The following is a 14,226-nucleotide window of genomic DNA, read 5'->3' as shown; positions in this document are numbered from 1 at the left end:
CGCCCACGCATCTTTCAAGGAGTCTTCATGCCTTTCGCCACGCCGGGCTTCGACCTGGCCCTGCTGGAGTTTTTCAACCAGAATCTGCGCTGCGCCCCGCTGGACGTGCTCTCGCGGCTGTTTTCCTGGCCCCCGTTCCTTTGGATCCTCGTGCTCGCGGGGCTGGTGCTGGGCGTACGCCGCCTGGGCCTGCGCACGCAGCTCGCGGGCACGCTGCTGCTCCTCGTGGCCGTGGGCGTTTCCGACGGCGGGACCCATCTCATCAAGGAGATGAGCGGCCGGGTGCGGCCCCTGAACGCCGTGGCCGGGACGTGGTTCGTGGAGGACGGGCAGTGGAACCAGCGCCCCGCGGACTTCGTGCAGACCAAGGAGAAGGGCAGCTCCTACCCCTCGGCCCACGCCTCCAACGCCATGGCCGCCGCCGCGCTGATCTGGCTGCTCTGGCCGGGCACGCGGCGCTGGGTCTGGCTCCTGCCCCTTCTGGTGGGCTGGTCCCGGCTGTACCTGGGCAAGCACTACCCCACGGACGTATTCATGGGCTGGCTCATCGGCCTGGGCGCGGCCATGCTGGTGCAGGCCGCAGCCTCCCTCCTGGCGGGCGAGGTCTTTCGCCTGCCGGGGCGTCCTTTTTCTGATCAGTAGGAGTTTGTAACTTTTCGTTCCAGAGATGTGAGATGCGAGGCGCAAGGGCGATGCAGCCCCGACGACCGACTAGCTGTTAGGCGAGTCTTCGAGCCTTACAGATATCGAGAGCAGAGCTGTACTCCTAATACGCGAGGGGTTGCATTGCCCGCAGCAACGAAGCAGATCGCGCCTCTGGGACGAAAAGTCAGTCGCCGTTGAGGACGGTGGATGCTCGCTTCTTCCGATAGAGCACGAATCCCCACCACGTGGACAGGACGAAGAGGATGGCGGCCAGGGTCACGCGCCAGGCGAAGTCCACCTTGAACCCGCTGCCCAGGAGCGCGAAGATCAGGGTCTGGGGCACGAAGCCCAGGGTCGAACCCGCCAGGAACGGCAGCGCGCCCACGGAGCTGACCCCGGCCACGAGGTTGGTGAGGATGTTGCTGCCTACGGGCATGAAGCGGATGATCAGGGTCATGGAGAAGGGGTTTTCGCGCAGGAACGCGTCCACCTTGGCGATCTTGCCGCCGAAGCGCCGGGCCACGTAGCCCCGGCCCAGGAAGCGCGCGAAGAAGAAGGCCAGGGCGCAGCCGAGAGCCGTGCCCAGGGTCCCGGCCAGGGTGCCGCCCAAAAAGCCGTAGGCGTAGCCGCCCAGGAAGGCCACGATCTGCCGGGGCAGGCCCAGGCCCGTGAAGGCCCCGGCCGCCAGCAGGAACAGCCCCCAGCCCCAGAGCCCCTGGCCCCGGATGTGGGCGTCGATCCAGTGCTCGTCCAGGGCCTGGTCCAGGCCTGCGGCGCGCAGGCCGAGGCCCAGCCCGGCCAGCACGGCGAGCATGGCGAATCCCTTGAGGTAGGCGCGGGCTTGTTTGCGGTCCATGGAGTGTGGCCGTGGCGGAGAGCGCGCGGGGCGCTACTTCCGTTCGTCGATTTCGTAGTTGATGGCCCGGTCCAGGAGCCAACGCACGCCGATGAGATCGTAGATCCCGGCCTTGGCGCGGTCCCAGGTGCCGTATTTGCTCTCCCCGTGCACGCGGTGGCGGTGGTTCACGGGGATTTCCAGCACGCGCGCGCCCTGCATCTTCATGAGCGTGGGCAGGTAGCGGTGCATGTTCTTGAACACGGGCATCTTGCGGGCCATGTCCGCGCGCATGATCTTCAGGGAGCAGCCCGTGTCGTGCACGGTCTCGCGCGTCCACCAGTTGCGCACGGCGTTGGCCAGGCGCGAGGACAGGCGCTTGACCTGGGTGTCCTTGCGCGTGGTGCGCCAGCCGATGACCATGTCCGCGCCCTCGGCGTCGTACAGGCGCAGCATGGCGGGCACGTCGGCGGGGTCGTTCTGCAGGTCCGCGTCCATGGTCACGATGGCCCGGCCCCGGGCCTCCTGGAACCCGGCGGCGAACCCGGCGGACTGGCCCCGGTTCTGCCTGAAAGACAGATAGCGCACGTGCTCGTCGGCCTCGGCCAGTGAGCGGATCACGGCAAGCGAGGAGTCGGTGCTGGCGTCGTTTATGTACAGGACCTCCCAGGGGCAGGGCAGGTCGGACAGGGCGTCGGTGATCTCCCGGTGCAGGATGGGGAGGTTTTCCTCCTCGTTGAACACGGGGATGACCAGGGAGATGAGATTGGTTTCCGTCATGACGGGGAGAGGAATACGGGAATGAAAAAAAAATGTAAATAGCGTTTGACAAAGCACGGGCCGGAGTTTAAACCCTCCTTTCTACAGCGTTGCGGGGTGGAGCAGTACGGTAGCTCGTCGGGCTCATAACCCGAAGGTCGCAGGTTCAAATCCTGTCCCCGCTACCAAAGAAATCAAGCGGCTACGTTCAATGAACGTAGCCGCTTTTTCGTGTTTGGCGGAGAAATTCGGGGCTCAGTGCAGGCCCGGGGCTGTGCCTGTTCTTGACGGCCTTGCCGTCTACGACAGCGACGATCTGGGCGCGGCACGATTGCCCGCGCCCGAAGGCGCCATCCAGAAAGGCCGAAGCCCGCTTGGGGGCTCCGGCCTTTGTTTTGTTTGCTGCAAGCGGGTGGCGCTAGAAGGTGTACTTGATGCCCAGGCAACACTTGGTGAAGGTGGTCACGCCGCCAAGGCCTATGTCCTTGCCCTCCCAGGTCTCCTCGTCCAGGTCCGCGCGGATGAAGGCCAGCTCGGACCACAGGGTCAGGTTTTCGTATAGGGCGTATTCGGAATGCAGCTCCACGTCCCAGTAGGAATCCTTGTCCGTGAAGCCGGTAAATGTATTGCTCCTTAATTCGGAGTGGTTCTTTACCAGGTCGGCGTCGTTGGTGCCCTGGCCGTAGATCACGGTGAAGGTCTGGGTCAGGTTCCGAACAAAGGAGAAGTCCTTGAAGGCGATGCCCAGGCCCCACATGCCGTAGTTGTTGTACTTGTTGCACAGGACCCTGTCCGAGGTCCCGGCATAGGAGCCGTTGAAGCCCGTCCTGGAGGGAGCGAAGGATTCAAAGCCGCCGTCGCCGTTCGTGAAATCCGTCATGGTCGGCATGGCCTCGGAGCCGTCGGCGGCGTTGGCGTTGTCTCCGGACCCGTAGAAGGCGATGAGGGCCGGGGTCACGCTGTCCAGCTTGTAGTCCAGGTCCAGGGCCGCGAACCAGCCTGTGCGGTCCCTGTCTTCTGCGCAACCATGTTGCGCGGAGCCGTAGATCAGGTCCAGGCCCAGCACAAAGGGGTCGAATGCGTCCAGCTTGAAGGCCCCGCCAGCCCAGTAGATTTCGGTGTCTTGAGTCCCTGTGGAATGGTAAGGATTTATTGTCCCCCTCAAGGTCTGATACGCTCCCTCGGCCCCATAGATCGCATAGGGAGTACAGGCCCAGCCCTGGCCGGCCAGGGGCAACATCACGGTGAACAGGTCGTACTCGTCGTTCCTGCTGGCAGAGCCCGTATCGCTGGCGTTTAGGTCAATGAGGCGGGACCAGGCGACGGTCAGCCCGACCATGTCGCTGAACTGGTAGCTGGCCGCAATGCCCGCCACGTCGTCGTCCCACAGGGGCGTTCCAAAGGCGCAGGACGGGAAGCTCAGGGGTTGCAAACCCACGCGCACATCGGCTCCGGCCAGTTTGAAGTCCGTGTAGGCGTGCTTGACCTCCACGGTGACTCCGTCGGTGCCCAGCGCGCCGCCGTTGGCCGGGGAGCCCCAGGTGGAGTCGATCTCAAAGCCCACCACCCCGCGCAGGTCCTTGGAATCGATGTATTCGAAATACATGCGCACGCGCTGGGCGGCCTGGAAGTCGTCCTCGCTGTCGCCCTTGTGATTGGAGTCCGCCAGGCCGGAGCTGTTGCTCCATTCCAAAGACTGCCAGAATTGGCTCGTGAAGTTCATTTCCTTGGCGTTGGCCATGCCTGCGCCGAAAAGGACGCACCAGGCCAGGGCTACAATGATGAAGCGTTTCATTCCGTCTCCGTTTTTGTGGAAGAAAAATGGGGGACTATCTGATATGTCATGCCCTGTCCATCCTCCAAAACACGCGCAAATGCGGTTTGTCCGCTCCTGCGGGTGCTTTTCATCCTCGCCTCCAAAGGCAAGCCGCCCGGCTGGAAGTGGCTCCGGCCGGTTTTTCCGTGCCGTAGCCGGGAAGGGGCCCTGGATAGGCCGAAAAGTATTTCTTTTGGGGGTGGCCATAGGTAAGATTTCAGTAGGTTTGATAAGCTCTCTTTACGAATTGGGAACCGAAGAAATAAACCCCGTGGCGCAGTGACGACGGGGCGAAGGGAAAAGCGGGCGGCCATGCTTTGGGCATGGCCGTTTTTTTGTGCCAGGCTGGAAAGACCGGGAATTTAGTGCAGGCCCGGGGCTTCGGGCTGGGCCGGGGGGGCGGCCGGGGCGATTTCGATGCGGTTCCGGCCCTGGCGCTTGGCCTGGTACAGGGCCTGGTCCGCCTGCTTCAGCAGCTCGTGCAGGGTGTCCTCGCCCTGGGCCGCGTCGCAGTCGTAGCCGGACATGCCGAAGCTGGCGGTGACGGTGATTTCGCCCTCGTCCAGGACGATGCTCCGGGCCGCCAGTTCGCTGCGCATGCGCTCGACGATTCTCTTCCCGTCCTCGGGGCGGGTTTCGGGCAGGACCATGACGAATTCCTCGCCCCCGTAGCGGCCGAAGATGTCGTGGGAGCGCAGGTTGTTGCGGCAGACCTGGACCACGCTTTTGAGCACCTGGTCCCCGGCCTGGTGGCCGTGGGTGTCGTTGATCTTCTTGAAGTGGTCCAGATCGGCCAGGACCACGGTCAGGGGGTGCTGGTAGCGCTTGGCGCGCGTCAGCTCCTCCCTGGCCAGGGTCATGAGGTGGCGGTGGTTGTAGGCCCCCGTCAGGCCGTCCACGTTGGCCAGCTCGCTCAAAAGGTCCAGGAGCTGCTGGCGGCCGGTGATGTCGTGGAGGATCATGGCCCGGCCGACCCGGCGCTGGGTCCTGGTCCTGATGGGGATCACCGAGAGCTCGAAAACCTGCGCCTCGTCCGGTCCCTGGATGTGCAGGGCGCCCTGGCCGTCCCGGCCCTGGCGCACGAGGGCCAGGAGGTCCGGATATGCGGCCAGCACCAGCGCGGCCGCCTCTCCGAACACCGTCCTGTCCAGCTCCGGGAACACGGTGGCGGCGGCCGGGTTGAAGTCCGCGATGTGGTTGGTATCGTCCAGCACGATGACCGGGTCGCGCATCAGGTCGAAGATGGTGTCCCGGGCGATGGGCACGAAGCGGAATATCCTGAAGCGGAACAGGCCCCAGGCCATGATCGTCCCGGACAGGGCCAGGGCGAAGGGCACGATGTCCATGCCGTAGGGAGTGAATCCCATCTGGTAGATGAAGTTGCCGACCCAGGGCAGGAGCGAGGCCGCGAACAGGGATCCGGCCTGCTTGCGGTAGGGGCCCACGGTTTGCAGCGCCATCTTCAGGAAGATGACGTTGCCGACGAGCACGCTGATGTTCGTGTAGTACAGGTTGACGTGGTACCAGACGCCCCTGGTGATGTCCGCCAGGGGGAAGGGGCCGGAGTCGTTCACGGCGAGGCTCGCGTAGAACAGGTGGTGCCGGGCGTTGGTCCAGTGCAGGACGACGGTCAGGACCGGGATGACGAGAATCGCCGCGTAGAGCCCGCGGGGGATGGACATGCCCGGCTCGGCATAGCGGATGGCCAGGATCATCCAGAAGGCCGGGATGAACGGTATGCCCAGGTACTCCAGGCGCAGGGCCGTGCGGATGCCTTCCAGGGTCCCGCTGTGGAGCTCCAGGGCGTAGCCCAGGGTGTAGGCCGTGATGCTCGCCATGAGCAGGGCGTAGGCCTTGGCCCCGGGCGTCTTGAACCTGCTCCCGCAGTACGCGGACAGGAAGGCCGTGACCACGGACGAGACGGTGAGCAGCGCTATGAAGAGGAGCTTTACGTCCACGAGTCGAATCCTTGCCCCGTGAGGGAGGGGGGCGGCGGCGCGTCTGTGCGCACGCATGCGCTTCTCGCATTTCTCGCAATGTTTGTCTAATGGCGGGGCGTGACGTTTGTGTTGCCGCGCGCGGGAATTCCCGGATTCTGTGGCAGGTTCCTGGTTTTCCAGACGAAAAAACCGCCCCCGGTTCTGCCGGGGGCGGTTTTTGTTTGCGGTGATATCGCGCCGGGTCAGGCCACGGGTTCGCGCCCGGCCTCGAGGATGGCCGCGCGGGCCAGCATGCGCAGGGAGTCGAAGTACGGGCAGCCCGGCAGGTTCGCCTGGGACAGGAGCAGGGGGATCTCCGTGCACGAGGCCACGATGGCCTTGGCTCCGGCCGCGAGCAGGTTCGCGGACACGCTGGTCAGCTTGGCCGTGAGCGCGGCCGGGGGCTCGCCGCCCTTGATGCCGTAGATGGCCTCCATGACCCGCTCCTGGTCCGCGTCCGTGGGGACGTGGGCCTTGATTCCGGCCCGCGTGAGGCGCGCGGCGAACAGCCCGGCCCGCACGGTGCCCGTGGTGCCCACCAGGCCCACGGCGTCCATCTCGGGATGCGCGCCGCGGATGGCCTCGGCCACCACGTCGAACATGGAGAGCATGGGCAGGGGCGAGACCTCGGCCAGGGCGTCGAACCAGTAGTGGGCCGAGATGCAGGGCATGATCACGAAATCCGCGCCCGCGCGCTGCAGGGCCTCGCAGCCCGCCTGGAGCATGGGCAGGGGCGAGGGGCCCCGGCCCAGGATGGCGTCGGTGCGGTCCGGGACCTTGGGGTTGGCGTCCATGACCACGCGGATGTGGTCCTGGTCCCTGTCCGCCGGGGTGTTGGCGATGATTTCGGCGTAGCAGCGCATGGTGGCCTCGGGCCCCATGCCGCCCAGGATGCCGATGGTTTTTTCCGTCATTGTTCGTGCGTCCTAGCCCAGGATCTGGCTCAGGAATTCCTTGGCCCGGTCGGTCTTGGGGTTGTTGAAGAATTCGCCATAGGTGCCGCGCTCCACGATCTTGCCGGCGTCCATGAAGATGATCTCGTCGGCCACCTCGCGGGCGAAGGCCATTTCGTGGGTCACGCAGACCATGGTCATGCCTTCCTTGGCCAGGCCGATCATCACGTCCAGAACCTCTTTGATCATCTCGGGGTCCAGGGCGCTGGTGGGCTCGTCGAAGAGCATGTACTGGGGCTCCATGGCCAGGGAGCGGGCGATGGCCACGCGCTGCTGCTGGCCGCCCGAGAGGTTGGCGGGGTAGGCGTCGGCCTTGTCCGGGATGCCCACGCGCCTCAGAAGCTGCATGGCCTTGTCGTAGGCCTTTTCCTTGGGCCATTTGCGGACCTTGATGGGGGCCAGGGCGATGTTCTGGATGGCGGTCATGTGCGGGTAAAGCTCGAACCGCTGGAAGACCATGCCGATGTGCTGGCGCAGCTCGTAGAGGTTCGTGCCCGGGTCGCCCACGGAGGTGCCGTTGACCAGGATCTCGCCCTGCTGGAAGGGCTCCAGGCCGTTGATGCAGCGAAGGAGCGTGCTCTTGCCCGAGCCGCTGGGGCCGCAGATGACCACGGTCTGGTTCTGTTCGATGGTCTCGTTGACGTCGATGAGCACCTGGAAGTCGCCGAACCATTTGTTGATGTTCTTGATCTTGATCATAAGATGTTGGCCTCGCGGTATTTTGTCTCGAAGTGATGGCTCAGCTTGGAGGCTGAATAGCAGAGGAGCAGGAAGACCACGGCCACGAATCCGAAGAGCTGGATGGAGGCCACTTCCATGTTGTCCACGATGGATGCGCGGCGCACCAGCTCGGGCAGTCCGATGACGTAGGCCAGGCTGGTGTCCTGGAAGGTCACGATGGACTGGGTGATCAGGCTGGGCAGCATGCGCTTGAACGCCAGGGGGATGGTCAGGTAGCGGGCCGTCTGCCAGTAGGTCATGCCCGTGGAGTACGAGGCGTTGACCATGTCGCGGCTGATGGTCTGGTACCCGGCGCGGAATATCTCGCCGAAATAGGTGGCCTCGAACACGATGAAGGACACGATGGCCGAGGGCAGGGGATCGATGGAGCGGCCCACCAGGATGGGCATCACGAAATAAACCCAGAAGATGACCAGGATGAGCGGTATGTTGCGCAGGATGTTCACATACCAGGTCACCGGGTAGTAGATCCACTTGTTGGAGGAGAGCCGCGCCAAACCCACGAGGATCCCCAGACCGATGCCGCCGCTCAGGGCGAAGGCCGTGAGGAAGAAGGTGATCTTCAGTCCGCCCAGCAGGAAGCCGATGTTGTTGATGACTGCGTCGAACATGCTCTATCTACCTACCAGGCCTTTGATTTTGTATTTCGCTTCCGCCAGGGTCATGACCTTGACCACCGCGAATCCCAGGACCAGATAGATGAGCATGGCGCCGGTTGTGGCCTCCAGCCCGTGGAAGGTGTCGGCCTCGATCTGGGCGCTCTGGAAGGTGACCTCGGCCACGCCGATGGTCATGGCCACGGAGGTGTTCTTGTACACCGTGAGGAATTCCGTGGTCAGGGGCGGAATGATCAGCCGCAGCGCGTAGGGCACGATGACGTAGCGGTACATCTGCACCTGGGTCATGCCCGTGGCCAGCACGGCCTGGTATTGGTCCCTGTTGATGGACGCGAACCCGGCGCGCACGTGCTCGGCGATGCGCGAGGCCGTGTACATGCCGAGCCCGATGATGGCCACCAGCACGTTCAGGTTGGCCATGCGGTTCAGCTCCCGGCCGAGGGTGTCGCCGAGGAGCATGGGGCCCGCGAAATACCAGAAGAAAAGTTGTACGATCAGGGGGATGTTGCGAAATACCTCGACGTAGGCCGTGGCGATGCCGCGCAGGAGCTTGTATTTCGTAACCCGGAGCGTGCCGAGAAACACGCCCAGGAAGAATGCGATGATCAGCGCCAGACTTCCGATGAGCAGGGTCAGCCCCAGCCCCTTGATCAGCCATGTGCTGTATGGCTGGGCGTAGAGCACGCTCCAATCGAATTTGTACGCCAGGTTCATTCTGTTCTCCGTGTGAGTGGGGGGAGGGAATACGCTCGTCGGAAAAAGGACGTCGGGGAAGAGGCCTCCCCCGACGGTCCTTCTCAGATTTCAGTAATCGGGGGCCGTGCTACTTCTTGACCCACCAGCCGTCTTCCATGGGGTAGACCATCATCTGCAGGTAGTCCTTGTAGGCCTGGGACATCTGCAGCGGCACGAGGCCCTTGGGGCCCATCCACTTCTCGTACAGCTCGTAGAACTTGCCGGTCTTGATGGACCAGAGGATGGTGTCGTTGATGAAGTCGCGGAAGTCGGACTCGTTCTCGCGGGTGATGTAGGCGTAAGGCTCGTAGGCGATGGCGAAGTCCACGGTCATCCAGTGGTCGGGGTCCTTGTCCTTCATGCGCAGGCCCTCGAGCAGGCTGCGGTCCGTGGTGTAGGCGTCGATCTTGCCGGTCTTCAGGGCCAGCATGCCCTGGGGGTGGGTCTCCACGGTGACGATGTCGGCGGGCTTGATCTTGCCTTCCTTGGCCAGGTCCTCGACGGCCTTCAGGTTGGTGGTGCCGCGGGCGCCGCCGATGCGCTTGCCGCTCAGGTCGGCCATGCTCTTGATCCCGGAGTCCTTGGCCACCAGGAAGGTGGTCTCGGAGAAGAAGAAGATCATGCTGAAGTCGGCGATGTCCTCACGCTTCTGGGTGTAGGTGGTGGAGCCCATCTCGCAGTCGATGGTGTTGTTCATGACCAGGGGGATGCGGGTCTTGGGGGTGATCATGGTGGGGACCACCTTGATCTCCTTGCCGAAATGCTTGCCCAGGTAGCCGGCCAGTTCATCGGCCATGTCCACGGAGAAGCCCTGGTACTTGCCCACCTTGGGGTCCATGAAAGCGAACGGGATGGAGCCCTCGCGGAAGCCCACGCGCAGTTCGCCGGTGCGCTCGATGCGCTCCATGGTGGTTTCCGCGCTGGCCGTGGCGGCCAGCATGCCGACGAGGAGCGTGACGACGCTCAGAACAACAGCAAATTTCTTCATGATTCATCCTTCCCTGTGGGGGTGGTGCTTGCCTTGTCAGCGGCGGTGTGCGTGCGTCCAAGGCCTTGAATGGGCCACTAGCTTGGAGTGACGGTGTGCAAAAAATCTACCAAACTGTTTGTTCGTACCACGAGCCGGGGGCGGTTTCCAGCGGGGCGTGGGTTTTCGCTGGGGTCTTTTTGCGAAGTCTTTTCGCCGCAAAGGCGCGCCAGTCGCGAAATTTCAGCGTCGTGGCAGGAGCCCGGGCATCGCCCTGCGGCCGGTCCGAAGCGGGCCGAATATTCCTGCCGCGTGCTCCGGGAACGTGTGATTCCTGCGCAATCAAGGGATTTCATCTGACAAAAATGAGAAACGGCACTCGGAGGACACTAGCCGCCAGCAAACAGTATTGTCAATTTTTTTCCAGTAAAATAAAGGGTTCCTCGGTGCATAGCGGAACTGTTGCAGTCATTCATTGTTGTATGTTTTGGGCGTCGCCAGGCTTGTAACACCAGGGCGTTGCATGCGTCTGGTCTTCATAGGCAAAGGTGTGCTCCTGTATCGGAAAAATTCAGCCTGCCGCAAGGCGCAAATGGGGGTGTTTGTATGTTGTCGACAGTATACCAACTGCGCGTCGGCAGGTGCTCAAGGCGGCACTGTGCGGGTCGTGAACGCATTGGCGGTTTCCGCGGGCGGAGGCGGCGGTAGGATGCGGCCGTGAACGGCCCGGGAGGCAAACGGGCTGTGCCAGGGGCCGGGGATCAATAAAGGAAATGGGTGCGGTCGTCGCCCGCGTGATGGGCGCGGTCGTTTGGGCGCGTGCCGAGCCGGTAAAATCCCCGCTCAGGGGCGTCCGTTCCCGGGATGCGGGCTGGTTGACGACGTTCGGGCTGGTATTCACATTTTTGTGATGGACGATGAGGGCCGCCAACACATGAGAAATGCCTGGGGGCCCGGGGCGTTTGGCTTCCCGACGGGTTCACGGTCGGAGGGGCGGGCGGAGTCGGACGTTGTCCGGGGCTGCCGGCGCGCCCGCTAGTCGTCCAGGGGTAGGCGGATGTCCACTACCAGCCCGCCGTCCGTGGCGTTGGCCGCTGTGATGCTGCCGCCGTGCAGGCGCACTGCGCGCGACGCGATGGCCAGGCCCAGACCCGTGCCCCCGGTGCCCCTGTCGCGCGAGGCGTCGGCCCTGAAAAAGGGGCGGAAGAGGTCCGAGAGGTGCTCCTCCGGCGCTCCGGGGCCGTAGTCCCGCACCCGGACGAGGATCTCCCGGCCGCCTTCTTCCCGGGTCATGAGGATGTCCACGCTGGAATTCTCGGGCGTGTGGCGGATGGCGTTGCGGATCACGTTTTCCAGGGTCCGGCGCAGGAGCTCCTGGCTGGCGCTGAGCACGGCCGTGGACTGCACGTCCACCTTCAGGGTCACGTTCTTGGCCTGGGCCTCCAGGTCCGCGTCCCGGGCCACGGCCACCAGAAGCGCCCCAAGGTTCACGGTCTCCTCCAGGGATTCTTCCGGCAGGTTGTCCATCCTGGCGAAGGCCAGGGCCTGGTCGATGAGCTCCTCCAGGCGCGCCGAGTCCGTCTCGATGCAGTCCAGGGCGTTGCGGGCCTTGGGGCCGGAACGCTGCCGCGCCAACTCCAGGGACAGGTTCAGCCGGGTCAGGGGCGAGCGTAGCTCGTGGGAGATGTCGCAGATCAGGCGCTGCTGGGTGCGCACCAGCTTTTCCAGGCGCTCGGCCATGCTGTCGAAGTCCCGGGCCAGGTTGCGGATCTCCGAGTAGTGCAGGCCCTTTTCCCGGCCCACGCGCACCGAGAGGTCCCCGGCGCGCAGCCGCCGCGTCGCGGTCTGCAGGGTGCGCACCGGGCGCGAGAGATGGCGCGCCAGGAGATAGCAGAACAGGAATCCGGCCCCCAGGAAGATCAGCAGGCGCGAGGTGAAGGCCTTGTCCCTGAACAGGCGCAGCAGGTGCAGGGGCGAGGGGAACTTCAGCAGGCGGATGTAGGGCGTGCCGTCGTCGGAGAATACCCATGCGGTGTCCATGAAATGGCCGTGGCGCATGACGCCGGGGGGCGGCCCCTTGGGCGGGGGCGGCATCCGGAACGTGCCGTCCTCGGCCTGGAACCTGGGGCCCCAGTGTTCGCTGGTCGAGCGCGCCCCGGGCGTGGGCAGGGGGACTTCCAGCAGGTGCTGGGCCACGGCCGCGGAAAAAGCCTTGGACCCGCCCAGGCCCGAAAGCTCGTTGCCCTGGTCGTCGTACAGGCGGCTGACCAGGTCCGCGCCCTTTTCCAGGGATTGGAGATAGGTGCGCAGCTTGGCCGGGCCTCCGGTCTCGAAGGCCACGAGCATGTCCCGCCCGGTGATGCGCAGCAGTTCGGGAATGGGGCCGCGCCGGTCTCCCGGGCCGGGCAGGTTGAAGAAATACCCCGCCGAGATGGTGCTCACGAGCCCCAGGACCACGGTGGCGCAGAACCAGATGAATATCTTGCCGAACAGGCTGCGCATGCGGCGGCCTAGCCCTTCGCCGCCCTGGCCGGAAGCGTGAACAGGTAGCCCGCCCCGCGCACGGCCTTGATGCGCGGCGCGTCATCCGCGGGCTGGCCCAGCTTGCGGCGCAGGTTGCTGATATGCACGTCCAGGCTGCGGTCCTCGGGCCCGGCCTCGCGGCCCAGGGCCGTGCGGCAGAGGCGCTCCCGGGAGACCACGCTGCCGGCCTCGGCGAGCAGGGATTCCAGGATGGTGAATTCGGCGTCCGTGAGCCGGACGTTTTTCCTGTCCACCCGCGCCTGGCGCGCGCCGGTGTCGATCTCCACGTTGCCCACGCGCAGGGATTTCCCCGTCCCCATGTCGTGCTCGCCCCGCTGGGCGCGGCGTAGCACCGCCCGGATGCGCGCCGTGAGTTCGCGGGGCAGGAAGGGTTTGGGCATGTAGTCGTCGGCGCCCATTTCCAGGCCCACGACCCTGTCCACGTCCTCGCCCCTGGCCGTGAGCATGATCACGGGCACGGGCGACATTTCGCGAAGCCTTCGCAGCAGATCAAAGCCGTTGAGCCCCGGCAGCATCACGTCGAGGATCACCAGATCGTGCCCTCCGGCCAGGGCTATTTCCAGACCCCGTTCGCCGTCACTCACGGTTTCCAGGCCGAATCCTTCCGGCCCGAGGTATTCCTCGAGGAGCGCGCAGAGCTCCGCGTCATCGTCGATGACGAGGATCTGTTCCATCGTTTCCCTCACTGCGTCAGCCTCCCCTCTTTCTGCATACCTCACTCCTCCGCAGGAGTGAACGGAAAACACGTTCCTGTGTCTGTTAAGATTTGTAAAGCAATATTTACGAATGTTGATGCACTACAATGTTCATTAATCATCCATGAAATAGACTGACACATCTAAACAAAACATAATCCAAATAAATAAAACAGGGTTCGGAAGTAGCAGTCCAGAAAAACATCCACCGGACAGCGTCAGAAAAAAGTCACACTTTTTTTCGCTGCCGTGGATGTTTTCGATTTTGCGCTCGTAAGACCTCGTAATGACGCGAGCAGGCGTAGGGAACCCGACTCGCATCACTGGTTTCATGATGATCTGGGGAGATCATTGCTGAAGCGGCTCTTTGGAGTGACAATGGCTACTGCTCTTTCGGTCACTGTTGATTTGGGAAATTGTATTTCGGGTGACAGGAAATCATGGGATGATTTCGTAACGCGGTATATGTCCGTAGTATATTCCGCAGTGAAGAAGGTCATCCAGTCCAAAGTCCACAGGGTCAACCACGAGGACATTCGCGACGTTACGCAGAACGTCTTCATCCGTCTGGTGAAGCGTGATTTCAATCTGCTGCGCCGCTACGATTCCTCGCGTTGTTCCCTGGCCACCTATTTGACCATCATCGCCCGTAGCACGGCCTTGGACTACGTCCGGTACGGGTTCTTCAACTCCGTCCCCCTGGACGACTTCGACCGCGATTTGCGCGTGGAGGCCGAGGTCCCCCCGGAGGAGCCCGAGTTTCCCGATGGCGTGCTCACCGAGCGGCAGCTCACCGTGCTGCGTCTGTTGTACTGCAAGGACTACGACGTGGCCATGGCGGCCGACGCCCTGGGCATCAAGGCGCAGACCGTGCGCTCCATCAAGCATCAGGCGCTTTCCAGGTTGCGCGACCACTACAGCGAGGCCAGGGCCTCCTAGG

13 protein-coding genes and 1 tRNA gene are annotated in these 14,226 nt (G+C 63.7%); 3 read left to right on the top strand and 11 right to left on the bottom strand.

Translation table 11 applies throughout. The features are described 5' to 3' along the window. Positions 1-27: 27 nt before the first annotated feature. Positions 28-642 (top strand): phosphatase PAP2 family protein, encoded by a 615-nt coding sequence (locus tag ACYYG1_RS03290; protein ID WP_461208850.1) that lies wholly within the window; start codon positions 28-30, stop codon positions 640-642. A gap of 187 nt (positions 643-829) precedes the next feature. Here the strand turns inward: ACYYG1_RS03290 and ACYYG1_RS03285 are convergent, their stop codons facing one another. Together ACYYG1_RS03285 and ACYYG1_RS03280 are read right to left on the bottom strand one after the other, a co-directional pair. Continuing rightward, complete coding sequence (locus ACYYG1_RS03285; RefSeq protein ID WP_461208849.1) at positions 830-1,501, bottom strand: TVP38/TMEM64 family protein; 672 nt, start codon at positions 1,499-1,501, stop codon at positions 830-832. 33 nt (positions 1,502-1,534) lie between these two features. Next, positions 1,535-2,260, bottom strand: coding sequence for a glycosyltransferase family 2 protein (locus ACYYG1_RS03280; RefSeq protein WP_461208848.1), 726 nt, complete (start codon positions 2,258-2,260; stop codon positions 1,535-1,537). Positions 2,261-2,350: 90 nt separating this feature from the next. Between ACYYG1_RS03280 and ACYYG1_RS03275 the strand changes: the two genes are divergently transcribed. Next, a tRNA-Met gene (locus tag ACYYG1_RS03275) sits at positions 2,351-2,427 on the top strand. Between the two features lie 230 nt (positions 2,428-2,657). On the opposite strand, the gene ACYYG1_RS03270 is transcribed toward ACYYG1_RS03275, so the two are convergent. The 9 genes from ACYYG1_RS03270 to ACYYG1_RS03230 all read right to left on the bottom strand — a co-directional run bounded on the left by ACYYG1_RS03270 (position 2,658) and on the right by ACYYG1_RS03230 (position 13,265). Next, positions 2,658-4,034: an outer membrane homotrimeric porin gene (locus tag ACYYG1_RS03270; RefSeq protein WP_461208847.1), complete on the bottom strand. Its 1,377-nt coding sequence runs from the start codon at positions 4,032-4,034 to the stop codon at positions 2,658-2,660. Between the two features lie 383 nt (positions 4,035-4,417). Further along, positions 4,418-6,013, bottom strand: a complete 1,596-nt coding sequence (locus tag ACYYG1_RS03265) for a histidine kinase N-terminal 7TM domain-containing diguanylate cyclase (RefSeq protein ID WP_461208846.1) — start codon at positions 6,011-6,013, stop codon at positions 4,418-4,420. A gap of 224 nt (positions 6,014-6,237) precedes the next feature. Next, on the bottom strand, positions 6,238-6,948 hold the full coding sequence (cuyB, locus tag ACYYG1_RS03260) for a cysteate racemase (protein WP_461208845.1): 711 nt from the start codon (positions 6,946-6,948) through the stop codon (positions 6,238-6,240). Positions 6,949-6,960: 12 nt separating this feature from the next. Beyond that, positions 6,961-7,686: an amino acid ABC transporter ATP-binding protein gene (locus ACYYG1_RS03255; RefSeq protein WP_461208844.1), complete on the bottom strand. Its 726-nt coding sequence runs from the start codon at positions 7,684-7,686 to the stop codon at positions 6,961-6,963. Beyond that, positions 7,683-8,339, bottom strand: a complete 657-nt coding sequence (locus ACYYG1_RS03250) for an amino acid ABC transporter permease (RefSeq protein WP_461208843.1) — start codon at positions 8,337-8,339, stop codon at positions 7,683-7,685. The genes ACYYG1_RS03255 and ACYYG1_RS03250 overlap by 4 nt, the downstream gene beginning before the upstream one ends. Before the next feature lie 3 nt (positions 8,340-8,342). Continuing rightward, entirely contained in the window at positions 8,343-9,059 is a 717-nt protein-coding gene (locus ACYYG1_RS03245) for an amino acid ABC transporter permease (RefSeq protein WP_461208842.1), read from the bottom strand. Positions 9,060-9,168: 109 nt separating this feature from the next. Beyond that, on the bottom strand, positions 9,169-10,068 hold the full coding sequence (locus ACYYG1_RS03240) for a transporter substrate-binding domain-containing protein (RefSeq protein ID WP_461208841.1): 900 nt from the start codon (positions 10,066-10,068) through the stop codon (positions 9,169-9,171). Positions 10,069-11,082: 1,014 nt separating this feature from the next. Next, positions 11,083-12,549, bottom strand: a complete 1,467-nt coding sequence (locus ACYYG1_RS03235) for an ATP-binding protein (RefSeq protein WP_461208840.1) — start codon at positions 12,547-12,549, stop codon at positions 11,083-11,085. Positions 12,550-12,557: 8 nt separating this feature from the next. Further along, positions 12,558-13,265 (bottom strand): response regulator transcription factor, encoded by a 708-nt coding sequence (locus ACYYG1_RS03230; protein WP_461208839.1) that lies wholly within the window; start codon positions 13,263-13,265, stop codon positions 12,558-12,560. Between the two features lie 399 nt (positions 13,266-13,664). Here ACYYG1_RS03230 and ACYYG1_RS03225 point away from each other — a divergent pair, with 399 nt between their 5' ends. Then, on the top strand, positions 13,665-14,225 hold the full coding sequence (locus ACYYG1_RS03225) for an RNA polymerase sigma factor (RefSeq protein WP_461208838.1): 561 nt from the start codon (positions 13,665-13,667) through the stop codon (positions 14,223-14,225). The last annotated feature ends 1 nt before the right edge of the window (position 14,226 follow it).

The sequence above is a fragment of the Desulfocurvus sp. DL1XJH-121 genome (assembly GCF_054819825.1).
This window is presented reverse-complemented; position numbering and strand designations above follow the sequence as displayed.

Excerpts from the sequence above, each read along its gene's own strand:
- ACYYG1_RS03290 (WP_461208850.1), top strand. The coding sequence starts at position 28 with ATGCCTTTCGCCACGCCGGGCTTCGACCTGGCCCTGCTGGAGTTTTTC.
- ACYYG1_RS03285 (WP_461208849.1), bottom strand. The coding sequence starts at position 1,501 with ATGGACCGCAAACAAGCCCGCGCCTACCTCAAGGGATTCGCCATGCTC.
- ACYYG1_RS03280 (WP_461208848.1), bottom strand. The coding sequence starts at position 2,260 with ATGACGGAAACCAATCTCATCTCCCTGGTCATCCCCGTGTTCAACGAG.
- ACYYG1_RS03270 (WP_461208847.1), bottom strand. The coding sequence starts at position 4,034 with ATGAAACGCTTCATCATTGTAGCCCTGGCCTGGTGCGTCCTTTTCGGC.
- cuyB (WP_461208845.1), bottom strand. The coding sequence starts at position 6,948 with ATGACGGAAAAAACCATCGGCATCCTGGGCGGCATGGGGCCCGAGGCC.
- ACYYG1_RS03255 (WP_461208844.1), bottom strand. The coding sequence starts at position 7,686 with ATGATCAAGATCAAGAACATCAACAAATGGTTCGGCGACTTCCAGGTG.
- ACYYG1_RS03250 (WP_461208843.1), bottom strand. The coding sequence starts at position 8,339 with ATGTTCGACGCAGTCATCAACAACATCGGCTTCCTGCTGGGCGGACTG.
- ACYYG1_RS03245 (WP_461208842.1), bottom strand. The coding sequence starts at position 9,059 with ATGAACCTGGCGTACAAATTCGATTGGAGCGTGCTCTACGCCCAGCCA.
- ACYYG1_RS03240 (WP_461208841.1), bottom strand. The coding sequence starts at position 10,068 with ATGAAGAAATTTGCTGTTGTTCTGAGCGTCGTCACGCTCCTCGTCGGC.
- ACYYG1_RS03235 (WP_461208840.1), bottom strand. The coding sequence starts at position 12,549 with ATGCGCAGCCTGTTCGGCAAGATATTCATCTGGTTCTGCGCCACCGTG.
- ACYYG1_RS03230 (WP_461208839.1), bottom strand. The coding sequence starts at position 13,265 with ATGGAACAGATCCTCGTCATCGACGATGACGCGGAGCTCTGCGCGCTC.
- ACYYG1_RS03225 (WP_461208838.1), top strand. The coding sequence starts at position 13,665 with ATGGCTACTGCTCTTTCGGTCACTGTTGATTTGGGAAATTGTATTTCG.